At 64.8% G+C, this 23,973-nt stretch carries 27 protein-coding genes; 26 read left to right on the forward strand and 1 reads right to left on the reverse strand.

Annotation, left to right across the window (positions count from 1 at the left end):
* Positions 1-411 precede the first annotated feature (411 nt).
* From GTW25_RS19150 to GTW25_RS19190, 9 genes are all read left to right on the forward strand, one after another.
* On the forward strand, positions 412-684 hold the full coding sequence (locus tag GTW25_RS19150) for a helix-turn-helix transcriptional regulator (protein WP_165457007.1): 273 nt from the start codon (positions 412-414) through the stop codon (positions 682-684).
* Positions 685-1,776: a replication initiator protein A gene (locus GTW25_RS19155; protein WP_252913888.1), complete on the forward strand. Its 1,092-nt coding sequence runs from the start codon at positions 685-687 to the stop codon at positions 1,774-1,776. It begins immediately after the preceding gene.
* Positions 1,773-2,426 (forward strand): ParA family partition ATPase, encoded by a 654-nt coding sequence (gene parA / locus GTW25_RS19160; RefSeq protein WP_252913889.1) that lies wholly within the window; start codon positions 1,773-1,775, stop codon positions 2,424-2,426. Before GTW25_RS19155 ends, parA begins: the two co-directional genes overlap by 4 nt.
* The gene (locus GTW25_RS19165; protein ID WP_122066898.1) at positions 2,423-2,677 is read left to right on the forward strand and encodes a hypothetical protein; all 255 of its coding nucleotides are present in this window, start codon (positions 2,423-2,425) and stop codon (positions 2,675-2,677) included. Before parA ends, GTW25_RS19165 begins: the two co-directional genes overlap by 4 nt.
* Entirely contained in the window at positions 2,674-3,192 is a 519-nt protein-coding gene (locus GTW25_RS19170; protein ID WP_252913890.1) for a DUF2840 domain-containing protein, read from the forward strand. Before GTW25_RS19165 ends, GTW25_RS19170 begins: the two co-directional genes overlap by 4 nt.
* The gene (locus GTW25_RS19175; RefSeq protein ID WP_252913891.1) at positions 3,189-3,734 is read left to right on the forward strand and encodes a S26 family signal peptidase; all 546 of its coding nucleotides are present in this window, start codon (positions 3,189-3,191) and stop codon (positions 3,732-3,734) included. Before GTW25_RS19170 ends, GTW25_RS19175 begins: the two co-directional genes overlap by 4 nt.
* Before the next feature lie 35 nt (positions 3,735-3,769).
* A complete protein-coding gene (locus GTW25_RS19180) occupies positions 3,770-4,105 on the forward strand; it encodes a DUF736 domain-containing protein (protein ID WP_112520466.1) in 336 nt (111 codons plus the stop codon).
* A gap of 4 nt (positions 4,106-4,109) precedes the next feature.
* Positions 4,110-4,820, forward strand: a complete 711-nt coding sequence (locus GTW25_RS19185) for a lytic transglycosylase domain-containing protein (protein WP_122066895.1) — start codon at positions 4,110-4,112, stop codon at positions 4,818-4,820.
* Positions 4,821-5,691: 871 nt separating this feature from the next.
* On the forward strand, positions 5,692-7,197 hold the full coding sequence (locus tag GTW25_RS19190; RefSeq protein ID WP_504928266.1) for a DUF3363 domain-containing protein: 1,506 nt from the start codon (positions 5,692-5,694) through the stop codon (positions 7,195-7,197).
* Between the two features lie 28 nt (positions 7,198-7,225).
* Here the strand turns inward: GTW25_RS19190 and GTW25_RS19195 are convergent, their stop codons facing one another.
* Positions 7,226-7,876: a TetR/AcrR family transcriptional regulator gene (locus tag GTW25_RS19195; RefSeq protein ID WP_252913892.1), complete on the reverse strand. Its 651-nt coding sequence runs from the start codon at positions 7,874-7,876 to the stop codon at positions 7,226-7,228.
* A gap of 96 nt (positions 7,877-7,972) precedes the next feature.
* Between GTW25_RS19195 and GTW25_RS19200 the strand changes: the two genes are divergently transcribed.
* The 17 genes from GTW25_RS19200 to GTW25_RS19280 all read left to right on the forward strand — a co-directional run bounded on the left by GTW25_RS19200 (position 7,973) and on the right by GTW25_RS19280 (position 23,946).
* Positions 7,973-8,425 carry a VOC family protein gene (locus GTW25_RS19200; protein WP_252913893.1) on the forward strand — a complete coding sequence of 151 codons (453 nt, stop codon included), beginning with the start codon at positions 7,973-7,975 and terminating at the stop codon, positions 8,423-8,425.
* Between the two features lie 159 nt (positions 8,426-8,584).
* Positions 8,585-9,166 (forward strand): NADPH-dependent FMN reductase, encoded by a 582-nt coding sequence (locus tag GTW25_RS19205; RefSeq protein WP_252913894.1) that lies wholly within the window; start codon positions 8,585-8,587, stop codon positions 9,164-9,166.
* Between the two features lies 1 nt (position 9,167).
* Positions 9,168-10,631, forward strand: coding sequence for an MFS transporter (locus GTW25_RS19210; RefSeq protein WP_252913895.1), 1,464 nt, complete (start codon positions 9,168-9,170; stop codon positions 10,629-10,631).
* Positions 10,632-10,667: 36 nt separating this feature from the next.
* Positions 10,668-11,627 carry a LysR family transcriptional regulator gene (locus tag GTW25_RS19215; RefSeq protein WP_252913896.1) on the forward strand — a complete coding sequence of 320 codons (960 nt, stop codon included), beginning with the start codon at positions 10,668-10,670 and terminating at the stop codon, positions 11,625-11,627.
* A 144-nt stretch (positions 11,628-11,771) separates the two neighbouring features.
* The gene (locus GTW25_RS19220; protein ID WP_252913897.1) at positions 11,772-13,757 is read left to right on the forward strand and encodes a conjugal transfer protein TraG; all 1,986 of its coding nucleotides are present in this window, start codon (positions 11,772-11,774) and stop codon (positions 13,755-13,757) included.
* A gap of 10 nt (positions 13,758-13,767) precedes the next feature.
* Positions 13,768-14,229, forward strand: a complete 462-nt coding sequence (locus GTW25_RS19225) for a ribbon-helix-helix domain-containing protein (RefSeq protein WP_252913898.1) — start codon at positions 13,768-13,770, stop codon at positions 14,227-14,229.
* Positions 14,230-14,375: 146 nt separating this feature from the next.
* Positions 14,376-15,371 carry a P-type conjugative transfer ATPase TrbB gene (trbB, locus tag GTW25_RS19230; RefSeq protein ID WP_252913899.1) on the forward strand — a complete coding sequence of 332 codons (996 nt, stop codon included), beginning with the start codon at positions 14,376-14,378 and terminating at the stop codon, positions 15,369-15,371.
* A complete protein-coding gene (locus GTW25_RS19235) occupies positions 15,368-15,700 on the forward strand; it encodes a TrbC/VirB2 family type IV secretion system protein (protein ID WP_252913900.1) in 333 nt (110 codons plus the stop codon). The genes trbB and GTW25_RS19235 overlap by 4 nt, the downstream gene beginning before the upstream one ends.
* Positions 15,700-15,981, forward strand: a complete 282-nt coding sequence (locus GTW25_RS19240) for a VirB3 family type IV secretion system protein (RefSeq protein WP_252913901.1) — start codon at positions 15,700-15,702, stop codon at positions 15,979-15,981. The genes GTW25_RS19235 and GTW25_RS19240 overlap by 1 nt, the downstream gene beginning before the upstream one ends.
* 10 nt (positions 15,982-15,991) lie before the next feature.
* Positions 15,992-18,484: a conjugal transfer protein TrbE gene (gene trbE, locus GTW25_RS19245; RefSeq protein ID WP_252913902.1), complete on the forward strand. Its 2,493-nt coding sequence runs from the start codon at positions 15,992-15,994 to the stop codon at positions 18,482-18,484.
* A complete protein-coding gene (gene trbJ, locus GTW25_RS19250; protein WP_252913903.1) occupies positions 18,481-19,257 on the forward strand; it encodes a P-type conjugative transfer protein TrbJ in 777 nt (258 codons plus the stop codon). The genes trbE and trbJ overlap by 4 nt, the downstream gene beginning before the upstream one ends.
* A 14-nt stretch (positions 19,258-19,271) precedes the next feature.
* Positions 19,272-19,538, forward strand: a complete 267-nt coding sequence (gene trbK-alt / locus GTW25_RS19255; protein ID WP_252913904.1) for a putative entry exclusion protein TrbK-alt — start codon at positions 19,272-19,274, stop codon at positions 19,536-19,538.
* Positions 19,539-19,540: 2 nt separating this feature from the next.
* Positions 19,541-20,902, forward strand: coding sequence for a P-type conjugative transfer protein TrbL (gene trbL / locus GTW25_RS19260; protein WP_252913905.1), 1,362 nt, complete (start codon positions 19,541-19,543; stop codon positions 20,900-20,902).
* Positions 20,899-21,588 (forward strand): conjugal transfer protein TrbF, encoded by a 690-nt coding sequence (gene trbF / locus GTW25_RS19265; RefSeq protein WP_252913906.1) that lies wholly within the window; start codon positions 20,899-20,901, stop codon positions 21,586-21,588. The genes trbL and trbF overlap by 4 nt, the downstream gene beginning before the upstream one ends.
* On the forward strand, positions 21,585-22,583 hold the full coding sequence (trbG, locus tag GTW25_RS19270) for a P-type conjugative transfer protein TrbG (RefSeq protein WP_252913907.1): 999 nt from the start codon (positions 21,585-21,587) through the stop codon (positions 22,581-22,583). The genes trbF and trbG overlap by 4 nt, the downstream gene beginning before the upstream one ends.
* Entirely contained in the window at positions 22,580-23,707 is a 1,128-nt protein-coding gene (locus GTW25_RS19275) for a TraB/TrbI/VirB10 family type IV secretion system protein (RefSeq protein ID WP_252913908.1), read from the forward strand. Before trbG ends, GTW25_RS19275 begins: the two co-directional genes overlap by 4 nt.
* A gap of 2 nt (positions 23,708-23,709) precedes the next feature.
* Complete coding sequence (locus GTW25_RS19280) at positions 23,710-23,946, forward strand: DUF2274 domain-containing protein (protein ID WP_252913909.1); 237 nt, start codon at positions 23,710-23,712, stop codon at positions 23,944-23,946.
* The last annotated feature ends 27 nt before the right edge of the window (positions 23,947-23,973 follow it).

The following is a 23,973-nucleotide window of genomic DNA, read 5'->3' on the forward strand; positions in this document are numbered from 1 at the left end:
CTGACTCCTGGTGATCGGGGAGTTAGTAACCGTGTTGAACGGCCCCATGGCCTTTAGCTGGAAAGCCTGTTGCATACGCCACAGGCTCCCCGACCATAGGGTCAAGGAGTGTGGTGCCGTCACGGCCGACACCAACCGTCAACAGGGGTTACTAAGCCCCGGAGCAGTGCGTCTGCCCCATCTGCATTCATAGCCGAACTGCGCGCGGATGTCTTGAGCGAATCCGCATCGGGCTCACTGAGTTGCTGAAATCTCACGTCTTTTCGCGCTGACATAGCCCCTTTCGGGGGTGCCGTCTGCGTATGTACGCAAATGCGGCACGCTACACGCCGCCGATCACTTCCCATGGTTCGCCATAGCGCGCCGCCGTCTCCGGCAGCCGCATCAACCTGACGAACCGGAGGTGATCTCATGGCCGAGCGCCGAAACGCGGACCTGCCACCGCGCATGCTGCGTACTCAGGAAGCTGCACGTTTCCTTGGCATTTCTCTTCGCACGCTGGAAAAACACCGGACCTACGGGACCGGCCCGACCTATCGCAAAATCGGTGGCCGGGTTCTCTACACGGTCGAGGATCTTCAGGCCTGGGCCGACATCGGCGCACGCAAATCCACCAGTGACAAGGACGTCGGCACGGTCTTTCCGGCTCGCCCCCTGACGCCTGAAGAGCGGAGCAAGCTCTGAATGCGGCGCGTCGATCACCCTGACGCCCTGCGACGAGAAGGCGGTAGCGAGCGCAGCCACCTCGATCCCTTCGTGGTCGCAACCGGCGATGCCAGTCCGCGCGACCAGCGCGATCTGATGGAGCGGCCTTTCTTCTCGCTGGCGAAGACGCCGCGCACGAAGCCCATCCTCTACAAGACCGCCGATGTCGAGGTGCAGGTGTTCGGGATGCCCGAACATGGCATGGCGACGATCTGGGATGCGGATGTGCTGATCTGGGCTGCAAGCCAGATCGTTGCCGCCGAAAACAACGGCATCAAGACATCCCGCTTCTTCCGCTTCACGCCCTATCATCTGCTGCGCGCCATCGGCCGCGACACCGGAAACCGCCAATATCTGCTGCTGAAGGCAGCGCTTGCCCGGCTGCAATCCACGGTCGTCGCCACGACGATCCGTAACGGCAAGCATTGGCGCCGCCGCCAGTTCTCCTGGATCAACGAATGGGAAGAGATGACCACGCGCGACGGTCGCGTTGAGGGCATGGAGTTTGTCCTGCCCGAGTGGTTCTACAACAGTGTCCTTGACCGTTCGCTGGTCCTGACCATCGACCCGGATTATTTCCGGCTGACCGGTGGTATCGAGCGCTGGCTCTACCGTGTTGCCCGCAAACACGCCGGACATCAGCCGCATGGTTGGCTGTTCGAGGTTGCGCACCTTTACCAGAAATCCGGCAGCATGGCCCGACCATCGGACTTTGCACTGGACTTGCGCCGCATTGCTGCCCGCCAGCCGCTGCCCGGCTACCAGCTTAAGATCCTGCGCGAGGATCGCCGCGAACTGCTGCGAATCCGCCCTGAAAATCTATCCACAGTGCCTGTGGATAACATTGTGGATGCCGTCGGTACATCAGGCGCAAAGGGTATCGGTACATCAGGCGCAGCACTATCGGCACATCAGGCGCACCAGCCCCAGTTAAGCCTCTGGAACGAAAAGAAGAATCCGACTGCTAACTTAGAATCTAACATAGAATCTAACTTTTCTTCTTTGACGCGCGCGCATGAAAGGCACGGTGCCAGTGCCACTTCCCGCCGACCTGGGCGGGGTACGCCATGATCGTCGCGCTCCTCAATCAGAAAGGCGGCGTGGGCAAGACCACGCTGGCGCTGCATCTCGCCGGAGCCTGGGCTGCGCAAGGCAAGCGCGTCATCCTGATTGATGCCGACCCGCAAGGCTCCGCACTCGACTGGTTGCAGCGGCGCAGCCATGAAGGGCTGCCAAGGCTGTTCACTGTCATCGGCCTTGCCCGCGATACGCTGCACAGGGAAGCGCCGGAGCTGGCGCGTGACGCCGATCATGTCGTCATTGATGGTCCGCCCCGTGTCACTGGCCTGATGCGCTCAGCGCTGCTTGCAGCCGATCTGGTGCTGATCCCGGTGCAGCCATCACCTTTCGACGGCTGGGCCTCGGCCGAGATGCTGGCGCTTCTGAACGAAGCCCGCATCTATCGACCGGAGCTGGCCGCCCGTTTTCTGCTGAACCGATGCAGTGCGCGCACCGTCATCGCCCGCGAAACGGCCGAGACACTGGCGGACCATGATCCACCTTTGCTGGCCACGACGGTCGGCCAGCGTGTCGCCTTCGCCGAAGCCGCGCAGACCGGACGGCTGGTCTCGGAGACCGATGGCGGCGAACGGGCCGCACAGGAGGTCACAGCACTGGTGACCGAGATCGATGGCCTCGGTGTCGGGAGGATCGTGTCATGACGCGTCCGCCCGTCAAATCCGGCTTCGCATCGCGTCCGGGCAATCCCGATAGCTGGGTCAGAGCCGCCGATGCGCCGGCAACCGGCAAGACGGCTACGGAGGCGTTCACCGCGCGCCTGACCATCGACATCACGCCCGAACTGCGCGGGCGCATCAAGGTTGCCGCTTTCCGGCGTGGCGTCACCGTCGCCGTGATGCTGCGCGATCTGCTGGTCCGCGAGTTTCCACCCACCGAAGGAGATCAGCCATGACCGGCAAAACCGTGCGCGCTGCGCATGAACATCCGCAGGCGGACGGGCCTGCGCCGTTCACCACATTGGTCGAACTGACCTTCCAGAAGAAGAAGGTCGAGCGCTGGATCAGGTTCGGCCGCAAGAGCTTTGAGCAGATCATCGACCGCCGCCGCAGTCTGATCGGTTTTGCGCCCGAAAGCATCTTCGCCTTCGTCCGCTGGGCCTCCAACGATTACGGCACCATCGTTTCGCGGCTCGACATCCTGCGCGCTGTCGGGCGTGGCGAACCGTACCAGACCGTGCCCTTCGTTCGCCCTGGCGGTGAGATCTTGCTGCGTATCGACGGCTGGCGACAAGTCCAGCGGGTGCTGGCCCTGATCGATGCGGTGGACGCGCTTGGTGTCAATCCGGCGGATGTTGCGCCGGAGCATTGGCGGCACGTCCACAACCGTTTGAGTGCCGGTCAGGAACCCAATCCCTACACCCCGGAGCGCCATGCAGCATGGGTCAGCCGCCGGAGGATCGCGCCATGAGCCGCCGCCATATCCTCGCTGTGTCCATGCTGGCCGTCGGCACGCTTGTCGCCACGGCTGTTGCCGATCTGCCAACCCGGCTGATCTGGAATGCAACCGCCAGCGCGCCCATCGGCTTCTACACGGTTGCTCCCGCCGGTGCGCTCGAAGTTCCCGAACTGGTCGCCATCATGCCGCCCGAACCGCTCGCCGACTTTATGGTCGAGCGTGGCTATGTCGGGCGCGACGTCCCGCTGCTGAAGCGCGTCCTCGGCCTGCCGGGACAGCGCGTCTGCCGCAACGGCATGACCATTACCGTCGATCATGTCGAGATGGGGGACGCGCTGGAGCGCGACCGCATGGGCCGCGATCTGCCGGTCTGGCAGGGCTGCCGCATTATCGGCGACGGTGAACTCTTCCTCATGAATTGGGACATCCGGGACAGCCTCGATGGCCGTTACTTCGGACCTGTTCCCGCCAGTTCCGTCATCGGCCGGGCGCTGCCGCTCTGGACCGATGGGGAAGGTGATGGCCGCTACGAATGGCGGGCGGCCACGCATTGAACCCACGCCGAAACCTCGACGACAGGAGATTTTTCATGCCACAGATCGGATTGTTCACGCGCGATGAAACGGGCTTTTCCGGGCGCGTTCACACGCTCACGCTCTTCCGTGAGCTTACCATCATGCCAGCCGAGCATTCGGACGCCGAAAACGCGCCGGACTACCGTGTCCATCACGGAGCTGATGACGGCCCCGAGGTCGGCGCTGCATGGAAACGCACCGGCGAAAAGGCTGGCGAATATCTCTCGGTGCTGCTCGACGATCCCGCCTTGCCGCAGCCGATCCGCGCCAACCTGTTCCGCGACGACGATGCAGGCTCGTCATGGTCGCTGCACTGGAGCCGCCCGCGGCCCCGCGAAGATCGGGACTGAGATCATGCGATCCCGCGCCCTTCTTCTCTTCACGGCCCTTCTGTCGGCTGGCAGCGGATTGACGCCAGCGCTTGCGCAGGTCACGCAGCAACCCGCGCCTGTCACTGCGCATCCCCATGCTGCTTTCATTGCCGAGGCGTCACAGCGTTTCGGCATTCCAGAGCACTGGATTCGGGCCGTGCTGCGTGTGGAAAGCGCGGGCGATGTGCGCGCCATCTCATCGGCGGGTGCAATGGGACTGATGCAGGTCATGCCCGATACCTGGGCGGGCCTGCGCAGCCGCCATGGCCTCGGACGCGATCCTTACGATCCGCGCGACAACATCCTAGCAGGTACGGCGTATCTGCGCGAGATGTGGGACCGGTATGGCAATGTCGCGGCCATGCTTGCCGCCTACAATGCCGGTCCCGGTCGCTATGATGAGCATCTGGCGACAGGTCGCACTTTGCCCGCAGAAACACGCGCCTATGTCGCCACGCTCGCACCTGTTCTTGGGCTTGCGACTGCGCCTGATGTGCCGACGATCGTGCCGCCGCCACCGCCAGATTGGCGCGAAGCTCCGCTTTTCGTGGCGCAATCCAGCGGCAATTCGGTTGCAGCCAATCAGCCGTCGAACGACGTCCGCGCAACCGTTCCTATGCGCGTTTCCGTCGATCAGGAGCCGCAGGACGGCGGCATATTCGTGGCCCGTGCGAGCAATGGAGATGCGCCATGACCATGACGTCTCCACGCGCTTTCGGTCCGCTTCCGGTGTGCAGTCAGGCAAGGGGTCGCCTGGCTGCATTCCCGGCAGGAAGGGCAAAAAGGGCAGGGAAGGCGGAGGGCAAGATAAAGGAACATGGCACCATGTCGGGCCAGTTCTGGAAATTATTGTTGTCTGCACACTGGTTAGGGGAGCCGCGAGCGGCACCCTGTTTTTGGACCCCGCGTGCCGCGATCTTGCGCAAAGCCTTGGCTTTGCTGGGTTTTGACTGGCACCATGGCCGCCGAACGCCTGATTTTCTTGGATTTTGGCCGAAGGCGCGTCCATGAGCGCCGACGACGAAAACTGCTTCCGCCCGAAGCCCGGCCGCATCCGATCCGACACGCCGAAGGCGGGCAGGACCAGGAGCTTTCTCACCCAGGCCAAGAAGCTCGCCCGGCAGCATCAAACCGCCAATCCCAAATACGCGCCGCGCCTTGAATCCCGCACGGCCGCGAAGCCTGCCGCGAAGGGCGGCAAGGGTTCTCGTTCGGCCAAGGGGCCGGGCGTCCGGCGCGGTCGCGGCGCGGCCTTCGTTCGCGCCCGAACCCTGTCGGGCGGCTGGCGTCACAGCGCACCGGGGATGCGCCGCGTTGTCGTCAAGACCCGCTACGTCAAGGACGCCGGCAGGAACGGTAGATCGGCTGCCCATCTTCGCTACATCCAGCGCGACGGCACATCGCGCGACGGTGAGCGCGGTCAGCTCTATTCGGCGACCGAGGACCGCGCCGATGGCGATGCCTTCGTCGAGCGCGGCAAGGAGGATCGCCACCAGTTCCGGTTCATCGTCTCGCCGGAGGATGGCGCCGACCTCATGGACCTGACAGCGCACACGCGCGACCTCATGAGCCAGATCGAAGCCGACCTTGGCACGAAACTCGATTGGGTGGCGGTCAACCACCACAACACCGGCCATCCCCATGTGCATGTCATCGTCCGCGGCAAGGACGATCTCAGCGAGAACCTTGTCATCAATGGCGACTATCTCGCCAACGGCATCCGCGAACGCGCCAGCGAGTTGACCACGCTGGAGCTTGGCCCCGTGACCGAGATCGAGCAGGCCCGCAAGCTGTCGGCCGAAATCGACCAGGACCGTTTCACCCGCATCGACCGGGCGATGACCGAGGAAGCCGACGACAGGTTTCTCGACCTGCGCCATGAGCCGGACGAACCGCGCCGTCAGTTCAACCGGGCGCTACGCCTGCGCCGTCTCGCCAAGCTGGAAATGATGGGGCTGGCGACCGAACACGCGCCGGGCGTTTGGGAGTTGAGCGAGCGCATGGAGCCGACCCTTCGGGAGATGGGCGAGCGCGGCGACATCATCCGCAACATGCACAAGGCGCTGAACGCCGATGGCATGGAGCGCGATCCCACGACCTTCCATATCCATGACGGGCCGCCCGAGACGCCCATCGTCGGGCGCGTCGTGGACAAATACCTGTCCGACGAGTTGGGCGAGAACCTGACCGTCGTGGTGGATGGGATCGACGGGCGGACGCACCATGTCGCCGGCATCGACCCGGCCCGCTTCGAGGATGCGCGTATCGGCAGCGTCATCGTGATCGGCCCGGCCGACATCGCGCAGCGGCCATCCGACCGGACCATTGCGGCCATCGCCGAGGATGGCGTCTATCGGCCGAGCCGTCATCTGGAGCAGGCGAAGTTCGAGGGCCGTGTTCCGGGCGGCGACTACGACGGCTATGTCGATGCCCATGTGCGCCGGTTGGAGGCATTGCGCCGCGCTGGGATCGTCGAGCGGATCGACGCCGACCAATGGCGCATCCCCGACGACTTCGAGAGCCGCGCCGCCGCCTACGACGCCGGCCGCAACCGGCAGACCAGCGTTCGCGTCCTGTCGGCCTTCGACCTTGAAAAGCAGATCGGCGCGGACGGCGCCACCTGGCTCGACAGGCGGTTGCTATCCGCCGACGCATCGGATCTCGCCCCGGCCGGTTTCGGGCAGCAGGTCCGCGAAGCGATGGACCAGCGCCGCGAGCATCATATCGAACAGCGCGACGCCACGCGCAGCCGGGACGGTCGAATCTTCTATCGGCGCAATCTTCTCGCCACCTTGCGCGAGCGGGAAGTTGCCCGCGCCGGCGCGGAGTTGGCCGAGGGCAAGGCGCTGCCGTTTCGAGCCGCCAAGGATGGCGAGAACGTCAGCGGGAAGTTCACCGGCACCGTGCAGCTAACCAGCGGCAAGTTCGCCATCGTGGAAAAGAGCCATGAGTTCACCCTTGTTCCGTGGCGGCCCGTCATTGACCGCCAGCTCGGCCGCGAGGTCATGGGCGTCGTGCAGGGCGGATCGGTATCATGGCAGTTGGGGCGGCAAAGGGGATTGGGAATTTAGAGCAGATTCCAAATGCCAAAAGACCAGACTAGGCACATGATCTTGGCGGTTTATGTGCCAGTTGATATGCGCAAAGGAATGTCGCAACTCCATCAGCGACAACCTCATACAAGAAGCTCCGATCGACGGGTAACGCCCCGCCGAGACTCCTCACTTGCACTTCAGCCGACACAAGGGCAACGAACTGGTTTGCCGCGCGGGAGGGGTTCGGGGTGGCAAGCTGCCCCTGTTGCGATAGCTGCACGAATTTCTTGGTCAATGCCTCGTGGACGGCAAGCGGCCCTTCAACCCTCCATGCCTCCAGAATATCGCTCGGCAGGTGCGCCGCTTCGGCATGAATCTGCCGGACGACCGCAAAGTGACTGCCGAACTTGAAGGGCGTTTCGGCAAAGCAGCGCCCCAAGGCGCGCAGATCTTCTTCCAGATCGCTAATGCTGCCCAGGTGCCGGTCTATGTCGGCGATCTGCGCGTCCCGGACTCGTGCCGCGCTGTCCAGGATCATTGTTAGGAACAGTTCCTTCTTGTCCTTGAAATGGTTGTAGATCGTGCGGGTAGAAACCGATGCTTCCGCCGCGATGGCCTCGATGCTTCCCCGGACATAGCCGTCCCTGCCGAACACGAGGCAGGCCGCCTCGATCATCGCTTGCCGCTTCGCAGGCCCCCTCGCGTCACGCGCCATCCATCATCTCCTACTCTATGGCTCTTGAATATATACAATGACCGTTGTAGATAAGTGCAACGAGCATTGTAAATCAGATCGAGCAAGGAGAAAAGCATGGGTGACGTAGATCCTCGACCGTATCGCGCTGTCGTCCCTTACCTAAACGTCAAAGACGGCAAGGATGCGGTTGCTTTCTATTGCAACGCCTTTGGTGCTGAAAAAGTCGTAAGTTTTGACCGCGACGGGGGCGTTTTAGCCCACGCCGAACTACGGATCGGCGAAGCAACCTTCATGGTTCGCGAAGAGTATCCCGAATATGGCTATCTCGCCCCGCCATCTGGTGGGATCGCAAGCAATCTTCTGGTCTACGTCGCCGATACTCGCTCATTCACGGAACGCGCTATCGCAGCAGGTGCAACATTGGTGCGTCCGGTAGAGATGCAGTTTCACCGTGACCTCATGTCTGAAATTCGTGATCCCTTCGGACATTCTTGGTTCTTTGCCACGCGGGTGGAAGCTATGGACGCCAACAAGACGCGCGAGGCTGCGCGGTTGGCGAATCTATAACAGACCCGAATAGGACCCTGCTGTCATCGGCCACTTTCTTGCCGTTGCAGACCTCTCACTCACGCCACACCCCAGAATTGCGACGCCGGCCGATTACCTACAACTCATGTTGTAGATAAGTCGAGAAGGGTTGGAGGTCGGATCGATTGAGGAAAACACATGAACGACGCACCTTTGAGACTTAGCATCATTATCGGAAGCGTCCGCGAAGGACGTTTTGGGCCGAAGGTGGCGCACTGGTATCACGATCAAGCGAAAGCATTTGCAGCCTTCGATAGCGAGGTCATCGACCTTGCAGACTACCCGTTGCCGACAGCTCTCGCGCCATTCGACCGGCCCCGCGACGAAGTCGTGGTCAAGCTCGGAACGAAGCTGGCCGAATCCGATGCTTTTTGCGTTGTGACGCCCGAATACAATCACAGCTTTCCAGCCAGCCTGAAACACGCCATCGACCACTTCCGGGGTGAGTGGGCAGCTAAGCCCATCGCCTTGGTGTCGTATGGCGGAATGGCGGGCGGACTGCGCGCCGCCGAGCATTTGAGGCTGGTTTTTGCGGAGCTTCACGCCCCGACGATCCGCGAAATGGTGAGCTTTCATAACGCTTGGTCGAGCTTCGACGCTCACGGCAATTCGGGCGAAATGGATCGCGCGGTATCGGCGGTGACGACACAACTGCGTCAACTGGAGTGGTGGGCGCGCCACCTGCACAAAGCTCGCATCGCTGATCCCTATGCGTTCTGAAATGCAGACGACGATTCATAGCCGAGTGACTCCCGAGGCGCTGACATTGGCGGTGGTGCTGATCGGATTTCTGGCCCTGCCCATGTCAATGTCCGGCACTGGCGTCGCGTTGCCTCAGATCGGCGCGGAACTCGATGCCTCTGGCGCTCGGGTTCAATGGATCGTCTCGGCCTACTTTCTCACCGCATCGGCGTTTATGCTGGTTTCCGGTTCCCTCGGGGACTTGTTGGGGCGAAGGCGCATCTATCGCGTCGGCAGCTTGCTCTATGTGCTCGGCTCCATCGGTTCGGCTGCTGCGCCGGGAATCGGGCTGTTGCTTATGGCCCGCGTTGTCACCGGCCTCGGAGCGGCGGCGATCATGGCGGGAGGCGGCGCACTCATTGGAGCCAACTTCTCTGGAAAGGCGCGGGTGCGAGCATTTGCGGCTGTCGGAACGACCGCCGGCATCGGCCTTGCAATCGGCCCGACACTGTCCGGCTGGCTGGTGGATGGCTTTGGCTGGCGCGCGGGCTTTGCAGTTTTCGCAGCGGTTGGCGTTATCCTCGCGGCAGGCACGTTGCTCATGCGGGAAACCCGTGCGGATCACAAAGCCCGCGTGGATTGGGCGGGCGCATTGGTGTTCATCGTCGCCCTTGCCCTGTTCATGCTCACGATCACGCAAGGCGCAAATCTCGGTTGGTTCAGCGCCAAGATGTTGCTTCTGATCGCTGTCGTGCTGTCCTTGGGTGCGGTATTCATCGCCATCGAGCGGGGCGCGGCCAATCCGGTATTGAGCTTGGCTCTCTTTACGAGCCGTCGCTTCGTGGGCTGGATCGTCGCGGCCATTACCATGTCGTTTGCCTTCGGGGGCATTCTGGCATTTCTACCGACCTACCTACAAGGGGCAGCATCCTACACAGCCGCACGATCCGGGCTGGTCATGCTGATGCCGACCGCACCAATGTTGGTCATGCCCCTTGTTGCAGGTTTGCTGGTTAATCGTGGCATTTCCGCAAGGGCCGTTATTACCGTGGCGTTGGCCGCGCTTGCGGCGGGGAACTTTTGGCTGACGACCCTCCATGCGGGGGCTACCCCCGTCTTGCTACTCGGCCCTCTGGTCACGCTCGGCATCGGAATGGGACTGGCCAGCGGAACCATAGATGCACAGGCGATGAACGATGTGCTTCCGTCGCAAACGGGCATGGTGGCCGGCTTGTTGAACACGGTTCGCGGCACGACACAGGCGCTCGTGCTCGCCATCTTCGGTGCAGGACTCATTGGCGTTCTGACAATAGCCCTCGGTTCTCCCGAAACTGCTGGCCGCGTAGCGACTGGATATGTCGATAGTGGTGCGTCGGCTCATCAAGTGGACGCGCTGACGACCGCGTGGAGGCTCGTTCTCGGCGCGACTGGAGTGCTCTGCACCTTAGGGGCGCTACTGGCCTTCGTGCTTCTTCGTCCTGTTCCCGATGCAAGCGGAAAGTGAGGATGTAGCGCGATGCGGCGGCGGCGCTCGATACAGATGATTGATCGTCAAGGGGGAGCGCCGACTGCGCTTGGCTCGTGCATTCCCCTCACGTCTCTAATCCACGTTCTTGCCGTCGCCGAGTATTTGAGCTTCCACCGCGCCGCCAAAGCACTCGGCGTCAGCCAACCCAGCGTCAGCGCGAGGATCAGGACGCTGGAGGAAGACCTTGGCGTCCGCCTGTTCGAGCGCAACACACGGGGCGTCCGGCTGACCGAGGCCGGGCGCCTTTTCGTCGAACGGGTATCGGTTGGCGTCGATCAACTCGATCATGCGGTGAAGACTGTCGGCATGGCGGCGTCGGGCGAGTGCGGCCGGCTTCGCATCGGCATCCATGCCCTCATTCCCCGCAGCTTCCTCGACGAGCTGATCGCGCAATATCGGGAAGCCCATCCCGGCATCGAGGTCGAGATCACCGAAGGCACAGCGCGCGATGCGGTCATGCAGCTTCGCGCCGACCGGCTGGACGTGGCCTTCGTCGCCGGCAGCCCGGAACTGCCCGACTGCCATAGCCGCCCGATCTGGACCGAACCGCTTGTCGCCGTTCTGCCGGAGCGGCACCAACTCGCCACGCTGCCGGCTATCACCTGGGCCGATCTGGCGGGCGAGACGTTCCTGGTCCGCCACGGCGGCACCGGCCCGCAGGTCCACGATCATATCGTCTTGCGCCTTGCCGGGCGCTGGCCCACCCCGTCGATCCTGCGCTTCGACGTGGGGCGCGGCACATTGCTGTCCATGGTCGGGCAGGGGTTCGGCATCACCATCGTCGGCGAGGCCACGTCGCTGCTGCCGACCACCGGCATCGTCTTCCTGCCTTTTGCCGACGAGCCGGAGCCGGTCCCGTTCTCGGCCGTCTGGTCGCCGTTTAACCGCAATGCCACGCTGCGCAACCTGCTCACACTCGCGGGCAAGATGAGCCGTCCCAGCGATTCGCCTCAGTTGGCGCGGCAGCAGTAGCGAGACGGACGGGCGCAATAGCGCAAACCGTCCTATTTACCGCCACCAGTATCCGGCAGCACTCCCGCATCATCTTTCCTGTTGCCCACCCTGATTTTGCCTACTCTCTGATCGGCTCCGTCCCTTTTGCAGACTGGAGCCTGGATGCGTGGTGGCCGAATCTTATGGGGCCAGATCGCGGTGGTTTTCACCATCGTTCTGGTGATGACCTGGGCGGCGACGCAATGGGTTGCCTTCCGTCTCGGCTTTCAGCCCCAGCTTGGCGAACCGTGGCTCGAGCTGGCCGGCTGGCCGATCTACTATCCGCCCGCCTTTTTCTGGTGGTGGTTTTCATTCGACGCCTATGCGCCCGCGATCTTCGTGGAAGGCGGCATCATCGCCGTATCGGGTGGCTTCCTCGCCATCGCCGCCGCGATCATGATGTCGATCATCAGGGCGCGGGAGACGCGCAACGTCGCCACCTATGGTTCGGCGCGATGGGCCGAGGATAGAGAAATCCGCGCCGCCGGTCTGCTCGGTCCCGATGGCGTCGTGCTTGGCAGGCATCCCCAGGACTATCTGCGCCATGACGGTCCCGAGCATGTCCTATGCTTCGCCCCGACCCGCAGCGGCAAAGGCGTCGGGCTGGTGGTGCCGACGCTGCTGACATGGCCTGGCTCGGTCATCGTTCACGACATCAAAGGGGAGAACTGGACCCTCACGGCGGGCTTCCGGGCGAAGCATGGCCGCGTCCTGCTGTTCGATCCGACGAACGCCAGATCGTCCGCCTACAACCCGTTGCTGGAGGTCCGGCAAGGGGAGTGGGAGGTTCGGGACGTTCAGAATATCGCGGATATTCTGGTCGATCCCGAAGGCAGCCTCGACAAGCGCAACCATTGGGAAAAGACCAGCCATAGCCTGCTTGTCGGCGCGATCCTGCATGTCCTCTACGCGGAGAAAGACAAGACGCTCGCAGGCGTCGCCAATTTCCTGTCCGACCCGCGCCGTCCGGTCGAGGCGACCTTGCGGGCGATGATGGACACGCCGCACCTGGGCGAAGCGGGCGTTCATCCAGTTATCGCGTCGTCGGCGCGGGAACTGCTCAACAAGAGCGAGAACGAACGGTCGGGCGTTCTCAGCACCGCCATGTCCTATCTCGGCCTCTACCGCGATCCCGTGGTGGCGCGAGTGACGGCACGGTGCGACTGGCGCATTGCCGATCTTGTCGGGAGCAAGGAGCCGGTCAGCCTCTACCTTGTCGTGCCGCCATCCGACATCAACCGGACGAAGCCGCTGATCCGGCTCATCCTGAACCAGATCGGCAGGCGGTTGACCGAGGACTTGAACACGTCCGGCAAGCGCCATCGCCTGCTGTTGATGCTGGACGAGTTTCCGGCGCTCGGCAGGCTGGACTTCTTTGAATCCGCGCTCGCCTTCATGGCCGGCTACGGAATGAAATCCTTCCTGATCGCGCAGAGCCTCAACCAGATCGAGAAGGCATACGGCGCGAACAACAGCGTCCTGGACAACTGCCATGTCCGCGTCGCCTTCGCCACGAACGACGAAAGGACCGCCAAGAGGATCAGCGAAGCCCTCGGCACCGCCACGGAGATGCGCGATTCCACCAACTATGCCGGGCATCGGCTGGCCCCGTGGCTCGGGCATTTGATGGTTTCGCGGCAGGAGACGGCCCGACCGCTGCTCACGCCGGGCGAGGTGATGCAGCTTCCGCCATCCGACGAAATCGTCATGGTTGCGGGCACGCCGCCGATCCGCGCGACCAAGGCCCGCTATTTCGAGGATGCGCGGTTCATGGAACGCATCCTGACCCCGCCCGATCCGAGGGCCGGTCCCGCCACGAACCCGACATCCGACGATTGGTCGAGTCGCGTGGTCGCGGCGGCGGGCCATCCCGCGACCGGCGCTGGAGACGGGGCCGAAGGCGATCCGGCCAATGCGGGCATCCGCCGCGAGCCGGAATTGCCCGAGCATGAGGAAATTGTCGCCCCGCCGCCGTCGCCTGCGCAGGAGTTCGACATTCTGGACGACGAACCGGACGTGGACGCCGCGAAGGCCCGCGCCATGCGCCAGCGCATGAGGATGGTCGCCCGGCAGGTCGCCATGAACCCCGGTGACGGCATCGAGCTTTGAAGGAACGCCCATGACCACACGCACCCGCATGAACGTCTATTTCGATCCCGAATTGCTGAAAGAGGTCGAGATGCTAGCCCTGCGCCGGCATGTGTCCAAATCGGCCATCGTCGAGGCCGCCGTCGCTTCCTTCCTGTCCGGCGACGCGGGGGATCGACTGGAGGCGGCCATGTCGCGCCGCCTGGACAGGATCGGGCGCCAGATCGACACGCTCGACGAAGATCTCGCCGTGCTTGGCGAGACGGTCGCGCTGTTCATCCATTTCTGGCTCGCGTCAACGCTGCCGCTGCCGGACAGCGCGCAAGCCTCGGCGCGCGCCAAGGGCGTCGAGCGGTTCGAGGGCTTCATGCAGATGCTCGGCCGGAGGCTGGCGACGGGAGACAGGTTTCTCAAGGAACTGTCGCGCGACGTCGATTCGTCGGATGACGTTCCCTCACCGGAGCAGTCCGAGGGCGATGGCGACCGTTCCTGAATCCCCGGCCTATCCTATTTTCCGCATATCACCGCATTGCGCCGCACGGACTTAAATATTTGTTGAAGCGGCCGGATTTCGGCCTCTCTTAATCGACCCCGATCCGGGGATCGCCTGTCGCGTCCCCACCGAAAGCCGGGGCCGACATGACCACCAACCACCACAGACAGGAGGCGATGCAGCGTGGCGCGCGCATGTTGCGCACCGCGCTCGGGCCGGCAATCGCGCGGCTGCTCGAAGACCCGGCCGTGGTCGAGGTGATGCTTAATCCCGATGGCCGCCTTTGGGTGGACCGGCTTTCCGAAGGGCTGGCCGATACGGGCGAACGCCTGCTTGCGGCCGATGGCGAACGCATCGTGCGCCTGGTCGCCCATCATGTCGGTGCGGAGGTTCACGCCCGCAGCCCGCGCGTCTCGGCCGAGCTTCCCGAAACCGGCGAGCGGTTCGAGGGGCTGCTGCCGCCGGTGGTCGCCGCGCCCGCCTTCGCCATTCGCAAGCCCGCCGTCGCGGTGTTCACGCTCGACGACTATGTGGCCGCCGGCATCATGACCCGGATGCAGGCCGAGGCGCTGCGGCTTGGCGTGGCTACCCGCGCCAATATCCTCGTGGCGGGCGGCACCAGCACCGGCAAGACCACGCTGACCAACGCCCTGCTCGCCGAGGTGGCGAAGACGCAGGATCGCGTCGTCATCATCGAGGACACGCGCGAGCTGCAATGCGCCGCGCCGAACCTTGTGGCGATGCGGACGAAGGATGGTGTCGCCAGCCTGTCGGACCTTGTGCGGTCCTCGCTGCGCCTGCGCCCCGACCGCATCCCCATCGGCGAGGTGCGCGGCCACGAAGCCCTCGACCTGCTCAAAGCCTGGGGAACCGGCCATCCGGGCGGCATCGGCACCATCCATGCGGGTTCCGGCATTGGCGCGCTGCGCCGCCTCGAACAGCTTATCCAGGAGGCCGTCGTCACGGTCCCGCGCGCCCTGATCGCGGAAACCATCGACCTTGTTGCCGTCCTTGCCGGGCGCGGTTCCGCGCGCCGGCTGGCCGAGCTTGCCCGCGTCGAGGGGCTGGGGCCGGACGGCGATTATCGCATCACGCATCCCATCCCTTCGGCAATCCCCACCAGCACAGGAGAATCTTCATGATCCGCACGATTTCGCGCGGCTATCGCTTCGCCGCGACCGCCGCATCCACCCTTGCCATCAGCCTCATGCTCGCCCCGGCCGCTCATGCGTCGGGATCGTCGATGCCGTGGGAGCAGCCGCTTCAGCAAATCCTTCAGTCCATCGAGGGGCCGGTCGCCAAGATCGTCGCCGTCATCATCATCATCGCCACCGGCCTGACACTCGCCTTCGGCGACACGTCTGGAGGATTCAGGAGGTTGATCCAGATCGTGTTCGGCCTGTCCATCGCCTTCGCGGCGTCGAGCTTCTTCCTGTCGTTCTTCTCGTTCGGCGGCGGGGCGCTCGTTTGATGGCGGGCGGCCTCGAACAACTGGACGCGGTGCCGGGCTTCACGGTCCCGGTCCATCGGGCGCTGACCGAGCATATCCTGCTCGGCGGCGCACCGCGCTCCATCGCCATCATGAACGGAACGCTGGCCGGGGCCGTGGGCCTCGGCCTGCGCCTCTGGCTGGTCGGTATCGCCATTTTGGCCATCGGGCATTTCGCGGCCGTATGGGCAGCGAAGCGCGATCCCCAATTCGTCGAGGTCGGGCGCAGGCATCTGCGCATCCCGGCCTTTCTGGCGGTGTGAGGGCGCGGCCATGATGAACCTTGCAGAATACCGCCGCAGCGCATCCCGGCTCGCCGACTATCTGCCATGGGCGGCATTGGTCGGCTCGGGCGTCGTCTTGAACAAGGACGGCTCATTCCAGCGCACCGCGAAGTTTCGCGGTCCCGATCTGGATTCCGCCGTCGCGGCCGAGCTGGTCGCCGTCGCCGGCCGCATCAACAACGCCGTGCGCCGTCTCGGTTCCGGCTGGAGCATCTTCGTCGAGGCGCAGCGCAGCGAAGCCGCGACCTATCCCGACAGCAGCTTTCCCGACGCGGCATCGGCGCTGGTCGATGCGGAGCGGAAAGCCGGCTTTGAGGAAGCGGGCGCGCATTTCGTGTCCGGCTATTTCCTGACCTTCCTTTGGCTGTCGCCGGCCGAGGAGGCGGCGCGGGCGGAAAGCTGGCTCTATGAGGGTCGCGAGCAATCCGGGGTAAACCCGCACGAATTGCTGCGCGGCTTCGTGGACCGCACCGACCGCGTGTTGGCGCTGCTCGACGGCTTCATGCCCGAGTGCCGATGGCTCGATGACGCCGGCACGTTGACCTATCTCCATTCGACGGTTTCCACGAACCGGCATCGCGTCCGCGTTCCCGAAGTGCCGATGTATCTGGACGCGCTGCTGGCCGACGCGCCGCTGACCGGCGGGCTGGAGCCTCGGCTTGGCACCGCGCATCTGCGCGTCCTGACCATCGTGGGATTCCCCAGCGCGACGACGCCCGGCCTGCTGGACGAGATGAACCGGCTGCCGTTCCCCTACAGGTGGAACACCCGCGCGATCCTGCTCGACAAGACCGACGCCACGCGGCTGCTGACCCGTATCCGCCGCCAGTGGTTTGCCAAGCGGAAGTCCGTCGTCGCGATTCTGAAAGAGGTCATGACGAACGAGGCGTCCGCGCTTGTGGACACCGACGCCGCCAACAAGGCGCTCGATGCCGACATGGCCTTACAGGAACTCGGTGCGGACGTGGCGGGCATGGCCTATGTCACGGCCACGGTGACGGTATGGGACGACGATCCCCGCTTTGCCGATGAGAAGTTGCGGCTGGTCGAAAAGATCGTTCAGGGCCGCGACTTCACCGCCATGGCCGAGACGGTCAACGCGGTTGACGCATGGCTCGGTAGCCTGCCGGGACACGCCTACGCCAACGTGCGGCAGCCGCCCATCAGCACATTGAATCTCGCCCACATGATCCCGCTATCGGCGGTGTGGGCGGGGCCGGAACGGGACGAGCATTTCGGTGCACCCCCTTTGCTCTTTGGAAAGACCGAAGGCTCAACCCCGTTCCGGCTAAGTCTCCATGTCGGTGACGTAGGACACACCCTTGTCGTCGGCCCAACCGGCGCGGGCAAATCCGTGTTGCTCGCCCTCATGGCCTTGCAGTTCCGGCGCTATGCGGGATCGCAGGTGTTCGCCTTCGACTTCGGCGGCAGCATCCGCGCCGCCGCGCTCGCCATGGGCGGCGACTGGCACGACCTTGGCGGCGGGCTGACAGAAGGGGCCGAGGCGTCCGTCTCGCTCCAGCCGCTTGCCCGCATCCACGATACCTATGAACGCGCATGGGCGGCGGACTGGATTGCGGCCATCCTCATGCGTGAGGGGATCGCCATCACCCCCGAGGTCAAAGAGCATCTTTGGACGGCGCTGACTTCGCTCGCCTCCGCGCCGGTCGAGGAACGGACCATCACCGGCCTTGCGGTGCTGTTGCAATCCAACGATCTGAAACAGGCGCTCCGTCCGTTCTGCGTCGGCGGTGCCTATGGCCGGCTGCTCGACGCCGAGACAGAGCATTTGGGATCGGCGGACGTGCAGGCGTTCGAGATCGAGGGCCTTGTCGGGACCGGCGCGGCCCCGGCAGTGCTCGCCTATCTGTTCCATCGTATCGGCGACCGGCTCGACGGGCGGCCGACGCTGCTCATCATAGATGAAGGCTGGCTTGCGCTGGACGACGAGGGTTTCGCCGGCCAGCTCCGCGAATGGCTGAAAACGCTGCGCAAGAAAAACGCATCGGTCATCTTCGCCACGCAAAGCCTGTCCGACATCGACGGCAGCAACATCGCGCCCGCGATTATCGAGAGCTGCCCGACGCGGCTCCTGCTGCCGAACGAGCGCGCCATCGAGCCGCAGATCACGGCCATCTATCGCCGCTTCGGCCTCAATGACAGGCAGATCGAAATCCTCGCACGGGCCACGCCCAAGCGGGATTATTACTGCCAAAGCCGCAGGGGCAATCGCCTGTTCGAGCTTGGCCTGTCCGAAGTCGGCCTCGCGCTCTGCGCCGCATCCGCCAAATCCGACCAAACCCTCATTGCGCAGATCGTCGCCGAACACGGCCGCGACGGCTTCCTCGCCGCATGGCTGCGAGAGCGCGGCGTCGATTGGGCGGCCCACCTGATCCCGAACCTCACCAATCTTGCCGACCGGCCGGAATCCGCCGCGCCGGCTCGGCTCGATACCCACCCCATGCCGGAGATTCTTCCATGACCTATCCCAAGATCGTCGGGGCCTCGGCCCTCGCGCTGGCGCTCGGCGTGCCTGTCGCGCTTTCGCCCATGCTGGCAAGCCCGGCCCATGCGCAATTCGGCTTCGGCCGCATCGTCTATGACCCGAGCAACTACGCGCAGAACGTCCTCACGGCAGCGCGCACGCTCGAACAGATCAATAACCAGATCACCAGCCTCCAGAACGAGGCGCAGATGCTCATCAATCAGGCCCGCAACCTTGCGAGCCTGCCGCATAGCTCGCTCCAGCAGCTCCAGCAGAACGTCAGCCGCACGCAGCAGCTTCTCGGGCAGGCCCAAAATCTCGCGTTCGAGGTCGGCCAGATCGACCAAGCGTTCCAGAGCCAATACGGCAATGTCTCGCTTTCGGCGACCGACGCCCAGCTTGTCGCCGACGCGCGCGGCCGTTGGGAAAATACGGTTGGCGGTTTGCAGGACGCCATGCGCGTGCAGGCTGGCGTCGTCGGCAACATCGACAGCAATCGCGCCGAGATGGCCGCGCTTGTCGGCCAGAGCCAAGGCGCGACCGGCGCGCTGCAAGCCACGCAGGCGGGCAACCAGCTCCTTGCCCTCCAGTCGCAGCAGCTTTCCGACCTGATCGCGCTCATCTCGGCGAACGGCCGCGCCGACGCGCTGACCGAGGCCGAGCGCGCGACCGCCGCCGAGCAGGGCCGCGAGCAGCGCCGCCGCTTCCTCACGCCGGGCAGCGGTTATCAGCCGGGCAACGCGCAAATGTTCAACAACGGCAACAACTGACCGGGAGGCTCGCCATGGACGGCAAGATGCTGGCCCGGCTCGGGGCCGTGGTGTTCATCGCCATCGCCGTCACGGCGACCGCAATCGACATGGCGCGGGAGGATGAACCTTCCGCGCCACCCCCTGCGCCGGCCTTCCAGCCCCCGGCCGACCCGTTGCGCGAAACTCTGCGCCGCTGCCAGCAGCTCGGCGAGGCTGCCGCCAGCGATGCCGGCTGCCTCGCCGCATGGGCCGAATCCCGCGACCGCTTCCTCGGCCGTGATCGCAGCGAGGCGCGCTGACCATGGGCAACACGGGCGTCATCGACAATTTCCTCGGCGTATTCACGTCCTACATCGACTCGGGGTTCGGCCTGCTCGGCGGCGAGATCGCCTTCATCGCCACGACGCTCATTGTCATCGACGTGACGCTCGCCGCGCTCTTTTGGGCATGGGGCGCGGATGACGACATTATCGCGCGGCTGGTGAAAAAGACCCTGTTCGTCGGCGTCTTCGCCTACATCATCAGCAATTGGAACAACCTCGCCCGCATCGTCTTCGAGAGCTTCGCCGGCCTCGGCCTCATGGCATCCGGCACCGGCTTTTCCGTCACCGACCTGATGCGGCCGGGCCGCGTCGCGCAGACTGGCCTCGACGCCGGCCGCCCGTTGCTCGATTCCATTTCCAGCCTCATGGGCTGGATCGCCTTCTTCGAGAACTTCATCCAGATCGCTTGCCTGCTGTTTGCGTGGGCGCTGGTGGTGCTGGCGTTCTTCATCCTCGCCATCCAGCTTTTCGTCACCCTGATCGAGTTCAAGCTGACGACGCTCGCCGGCTTCGTGCTCATCCCGTTCGGACTCTTCGGCAAAACCGCCTTCATGGCCGAGAAGGTGCTTGGCAACGTGGTGTCGTCCGGCATCAAGGTTCTGGTGCTCGCCGTCATCATCGGCATCGGCAGCACCTTGTTTTCGCAATTCACGGCCGGTTTCGGCGGGGCGACCCCGACCATCGACGACGCCATGGCGATTGTGCTCGCCGCACTGTCGCTGCTCGGCCTCGGCATCTTCGGGCCGGGCATCGCCAACGGCATCGTCTCGGGCGGGCCGCAGCTTGGCGCGGGCGCTGCCGTGGGAACCGGCCTTGCGGTCGCGGGCGCAGCCGTCGCCGCAGGAGGCGGGGCCATGCTTGCCGCGAAGGGCGGCGCTGCTGCCCTGTCCGGCGGGGCCGCGGCCGTGCGCGACGGTGCGGCCGCCGCGGGCGCGGCAACCGCAGCCTATAGCGTCAGCGCGCTCGGCCAGTCCGGCGCGGCAGGCGTCGCGTCCGGCCTTGGCGGCGTGGCGCGCGCCGCAGGATCGGCAGCTATCTCGCCCCTCAAACGTGCTGCTGCGCGCGCTTCCGAATCCGTCAAATCCAGCTTCTCCGCAGGCGCGAAGGCCGGATTCGGTGCAACGGTCGGCGGCTCCACCATGGGGATGGTCGGCGGCGCAGGCGCCGAGGCATCCGTCGCGCCATCCGGCCCTGCCGGCAATCCCCCGGCCTGGGCGCAGCGGATGCGGCGCTCGCAGGCCATGAACCACGGCACGACCATGGCCGCACATGCTGTCCGCTCTGGTGACAGCCACGGCGGCGGTTCTTCCATCAACCTTTCCGAAAGTGACCGCTCATGAGCATCTTCAAACGACCATCGACCCATTACGGCAAGACGCCGGAACCCGAGACGCCCTATCAGAAGGCCGCGCAAGTCTGGGACGAGCGCATCGGCTCGGCCCGTGTGCAGGCGAAAAACTGGCGCTACATGGCCTTCGGTTCGCTGATCCTGTCGGCCGGCTTCGCCGCCGCCCTTGTCTGGCAATCGGCGCGCGGGACCGTGGTGCCGTGGGTGGTGCAGGTCGATAATCTCGGCCAGGCGCAGACTGTCGCGCCCGCGAGTGCCGACTATCGCCCGACCGATCCGCAGATCGCTTTCCATCTCGGCCGCTTCATCGAGCAGGTCCGCGCGATCCCGGCCGACGCCATCATTGTCCGCCAGAACTGGCTTCGCGCCTATGAATGGACCACGGATCGCGGCGCGGCGGCGCTTAATGACTATGCCCGCGCCAATGACCCGTTCAGCAAGGTGGGGCGGCAACAGATCGCCGTCGAGGTGTCCAGCGTCATCCGGGCATCCCCCAACTCGTTCCGCGTGGCGTGGACGGAGAGGCACTTCGAGAACGGCCAGCTTTCCACGACCGAGCGATGGACGGCCATCCTGACCATCGCCATCCAGCCTCCGCGCGATGCTGAAAGGCTGCGCGCGAACCCGTTGGGAATCTACGTCAATGCAATCAACTGGTCGAGGGAGATGGGACAATGACTCGCGCCATCAGCAAATCGACCGTCTCCGCATTGCTCATGTCTGCGACCATGCTGGCGGGCTGCGCCACCAACCGGACGCCGCAGTTCAGCTACGACGCCAGCGTTCCGCCGCTGCCGACCGTGCAGGCCGCTGCGACGGATGACACGCCCCGACCTTTGCATACGCCGCCGGCCTGGACCGTGGCGCGTGGTGGCGAAGCAGCGGGAACGCCGGCGGGCCGCGTCGAGAACGCCAACGCCGCCGCCCGCGTCGAGCCGCGACGTGAGGGCTACTACAACGCCATCCAGATTTTCCCGTGGTCGGAAGGCGCGCTCTATCAGGTCTATGCGGCGGTTGGGCAGATCACCAGCATCGCCCTGGAGCCGGGCGAGAGCCTGACCGGCGCCGGACCAATTGCGGCGGGCGACACCGCCCGCTGGATCATCGGCGACACGGAATCCGGTTCGGGCGCGAACCGCCGCGTCCATATCCTCGTGAAGCCGACGCGACCCGACATTGCCACCAACCTTGTCGTCACCACCGACCGGCGCACCTACATGATCGAGCTGCGCGCACGGGACTCGCTCTACATGCCCGCCGTCGCCTGGGCCTATCCCGCAACGCCAGGCCAGCGCCGCACCGTTCCGGCAGCCCCGATCATCCCCGCCGAGGCCGCGCGGAACTATCGCTATGGCTTGCAGGTGCAGGGCGACAGCCCGCCATGGCGTCCGGTTTCCGTCTTCGACGATGGACGGCGCGTCTATGTCGTCTTCCCGGCCGGGATCGTGCAGGGCGAGATGCCGCCGATCTTCGTGCTCGGCTCCAATGGCGAACCGCAGATCGTCAACAGCCGAGTCCACCAGAACATCCTGATCGTGGACCGCCTGTTCGGCGCGGCCGAGCTGCGCCTTGGCAGCGGCAACCGCCAGCAGGTCGTCAGGATCGTCCGCACCAACCCGACGCAGGCCGCCGCAGAGCCAGCCAGCACGACCACGGGAGGATCGTCCTCATGAGCGATACCGATACCGCCGCCCCCATGCGCCTGCGCGCCGAAACGCCCCGTGTCACGCGCCTGTCGCGCAAGATGCTGGCAGGCGTCGGCGCTGTTGCCTTGCTCGGCATCGGCGGCGCACTGATCTACGCGCTCCAGACCCGCGACGCAGGACCGGGCGGCGAAGAACTCTATTCGACCAATAACCGGCAAACTGCCGATGGGCTGGCGGGCCTGCCGGGCGACTATAGCGGGCCGGTGCTCGGCCCCGCGTTGCCCGGAGATTTGGGCCGCCCCATTCTGGACGCGCAGAACCGGGGACAACCAGTCGTGCCGCCCGTCATGGCGACGCCCGCCGTCGATCCAGAGGAAGAACGCCGCCGCGCCGAGGAAGAAGCCGCGCGCTTGAGCAATGTGTTCTTCCAGTCCGGCCCGCGCACGGGAGCGCCGGCAGGGACGGCCATGCCCGGCCTTGCCGGTCTTGGCCTTGGTGGACAGCCCGCGACGCAAGACCGGCACGCGGCTTTCCTCAATGGACCCGTGGACCGGCAGACCGTCGCGCCGGATCGCGTCGCGCCGCCGGCATCGCCCTACATCCTTCAGGCCGGGGCCGTGATCCCGGCCGCGCTCATCACCGGCATCCGTTCCGACCTACCGGGCCAGATCACGGCGCAGGTGACGGAAAACGTCTATGATAGCCCGACCGGCTCGCTGTTGTTGATCCCGCAGGGAACGCGCATCATCGGCCAATACGATGACGGCGTGACCTTCGGCCAGCGCAGGGTGTTGCTGGTGTGGAATCGCCTGATCCTGCCGGGCGGCCGTTCCATCGTTCTGGAGCGCCTGCCCGGCGCGGACGCCAGCGGCTATGCCGGCCTTGAGGATGGCGTCGATTATCATTGGTGGGATCTGATGAAGGCCGCAGGGCTGTCCACGCTGCTCGCGGTCGGCACGGAGCTGGCGACGAGCGACGAGGACCGGCTTATCCGGGCCATCCGCGACGGGGCGCAGGATACCGTCAATCAGGCGGGCCAGCAGATCGTGCAGCGCCAGTTGCAGGTTGCGCCGACGCTGACCATCCGGCCGGGCTTCCCGGTCAGGATCATCGTCACCCGCGACCTTGTATTCGAGCCGGCAGGAGGTTGACCATGACCAAGCTGAAACTCGGCCCGCTGCCCGACGACAAGCCCGTGAAGGTCACGCTGGAGCTGCCCGCAACGCTCAACCGCGATCTGATCGACTATGCCGAGGTGCTGACCCGTGAAACCGGCAGACCCGTCACCGATCCCATCAAGCTCATCGTGCCCATGCTGGAGCGGTTCGTCGCCACGGATCGTGGGTTCGCCAAGGCACGGCGGCAGAATCAGTCCGGCACGGCCACGTAAGAAGGCGATTGTAGGCACATGATTTTA

It is taken from the genome of Aliihoeflea aestuarii (genome assembly GCF_024105665.1).
Classification (GTDB): Bacteria; Pseudomonadota; Alphaproteobacteria; order Rhizobiales; family Rhizobiaceae; genus Aliihoeflea; species Aliihoeflea aestuarii.

Excerpts from the sequence above, each read along its gene's own strand:
- GTW25_RS19150 (WP_165457007.1), top strand. The coding sequence starts at position 412 with ATGGCCGAGCGCCGAAACGCGGACCTGCCACCGCGCATGCTGCGTACT.
- GTW25_RS19155 (WP_252913888.1), top strand. The coding sequence starts at position 685 with ATGCGGCGCGTCGATCACCCTGACGCCCTGCGACGAGAAGGCGGTAGC.
- parA (WP_252913889.1), top strand. The coding sequence starts at position 1,773 with ATGATCGTCGCGCTCCTCAATCAGAAAGGCGGCGTGGGCAAGACCACG.
- GTW25_RS19165 (WP_122066898.1), top strand. The coding sequence starts at position 2,423 with ATGACGCGTCCGCCCGTCAAATCCGGCTTCGCATCGCGTCCGGGCAAT.
- GTW25_RS19170 (WP_252913890.1), top strand. The coding sequence starts at position 2,674 with ATGACCGGCAAAACCGTGCGCGCTGCGCATGAACATCCGCAGGCGGAC.
- GTW25_RS19175 (WP_252913891.1), top strand. The coding sequence starts at position 3,189 with ATGAGCCGCCGCCATATCCTCGCTGTGTCCATGCTGGCCGTCGGCACG.
- GTW25_RS19180 (WP_112520466.1), top strand. The coding sequence starts at position 3,770 with ATGCCACAGATCGGATTGTTCACGCGCGATGAAACGGGCTTTTCCGGG.
- GTW25_RS19185 (WP_122066895.1), top strand. The coding sequence starts at position 4,110 with ATGCGATCCCGCGCCCTTCTTCTCTTCACGGCCCTTCTGTCGGCTGGC.
- GTW25_RS19190 (WP_504928266.1), top strand. The coding sequence starts at position 5,692 with ATGAGCCAGATCGAAGCCGACCTTGGCACGAAACTCGATTGGGTGGCG.
- GTW25_RS19195 (WP_252913892.1), bottom strand. The coding sequence starts at position 7,876 with ATGGCGCGTGACGCGAGGGGGCCTGCGAAGCGGCAAGCGATGATCGAG.
- GTW25_RS19200 (WP_252913893.1), top strand. The coding sequence starts at position 7,973 with ATGGGTGACGTAGATCCTCGACCGTATCGCGCTGTCGTCCCTTACCTA.
- GTW25_RS19205 (WP_252913894.1), top strand. The coding sequence starts at position 8,585 with ATGAACGACGCACCTTTGAGACTTAGCATCATTATCGGAAGCGTCCGC.
- GTW25_RS19210 (WP_252913895.1), top strand. The coding sequence starts at position 9,168 with ATGCAGACGACGATTCATAGCCGAGTGACTCCCGAGGCGCTGACATTG.
- GTW25_RS19215 (WP_252913896.1), top strand. The coding sequence starts at position 10,668 with ATGATTGATCGTCAAGGGGGAGCGCCGACTGCGCTTGGCTCGTGCATT.
- GTW25_RS19220 (WP_252913897.1), top strand. The coding sequence starts at position 11,772 with ATGCGTGGTGGCCGAATCTTATGGGGCCAGATCGCGGTGGTTTTCACC.
- GTW25_RS19225 (WP_252913898.1), top strand. The coding sequence starts at position 13,768 with ATGACCACACGCACCCGCATGAACGTCTATTTCGATCCCGAATTGCTG.
- trbB (WP_252913899.1), top strand. The coding sequence starts at position 14,376 with ATGACCACCAACCACCACAGACAGGAGGCGATGCAGCGTGGCGCGCGC.
- GTW25_RS19235 (WP_252913900.1), top strand. The coding sequence starts at position 15,368 with ATGATCCGCACGATTTCGCGCGGCTATCGCTTCGCCGCGACCGCCGCA.
- GTW25_RS19240 (WP_252913901.1), top strand. The coding sequence starts at position 15,700 with ATGGCGGGCGGCCTCGAACAACTGGACGCGGTGCCGGGCTTCACGGTC.
- trbE (WP_252913902.1), top strand. The coding sequence starts at position 15,992 with ATGATGAACCTTGCAGAATACCGCCGCAGCGCATCCCGGCTCGCCGAC.
- trbJ (WP_252913903.1), top strand. The coding sequence starts at position 18,481 with ATGACCTATCCCAAGATCGTCGGGGCCTCGGCCCTCGCGCTGGCGCTC.
- trbK-alt (WP_252913904.1), top strand. The coding sequence starts at position 19,272 with ATGGACGGCAAGATGCTGGCCCGGCTCGGGGCCGTGGTGTTCATCGCC.
- trbL (WP_252913905.1), top strand. The coding sequence starts at position 19,541 with ATGGGCAACACGGGCGTCATCGACAATTTCCTCGGCGTATTCACGTCC.
- trbF (WP_252913906.1), top strand. The coding sequence starts at position 20,899 with ATGAGCATCTTCAAACGACCATCGACCCATTACGGCAAGACGCCGGAA.
- trbG (WP_252913907.1), top strand. The coding sequence starts at position 21,585 with ATGACTCGCGCCATCAGCAAATCGACCGTCTCCGCATTGCTCATGTCT.
- GTW25_RS19275 (WP_252913908.1), top strand. The coding sequence starts at position 22,580 with ATGAGCGATACCGATACCGCCGCCCCCATGCGCCTGCGCGCCGAAACG.
- GTW25_RS19280 (WP_252913909.1), top strand. The coding sequence starts at position 23,710 with ATGACCAAGCTGAAACTCGGCCCGCTGCCCGACGACAAGCCCGTGAAG.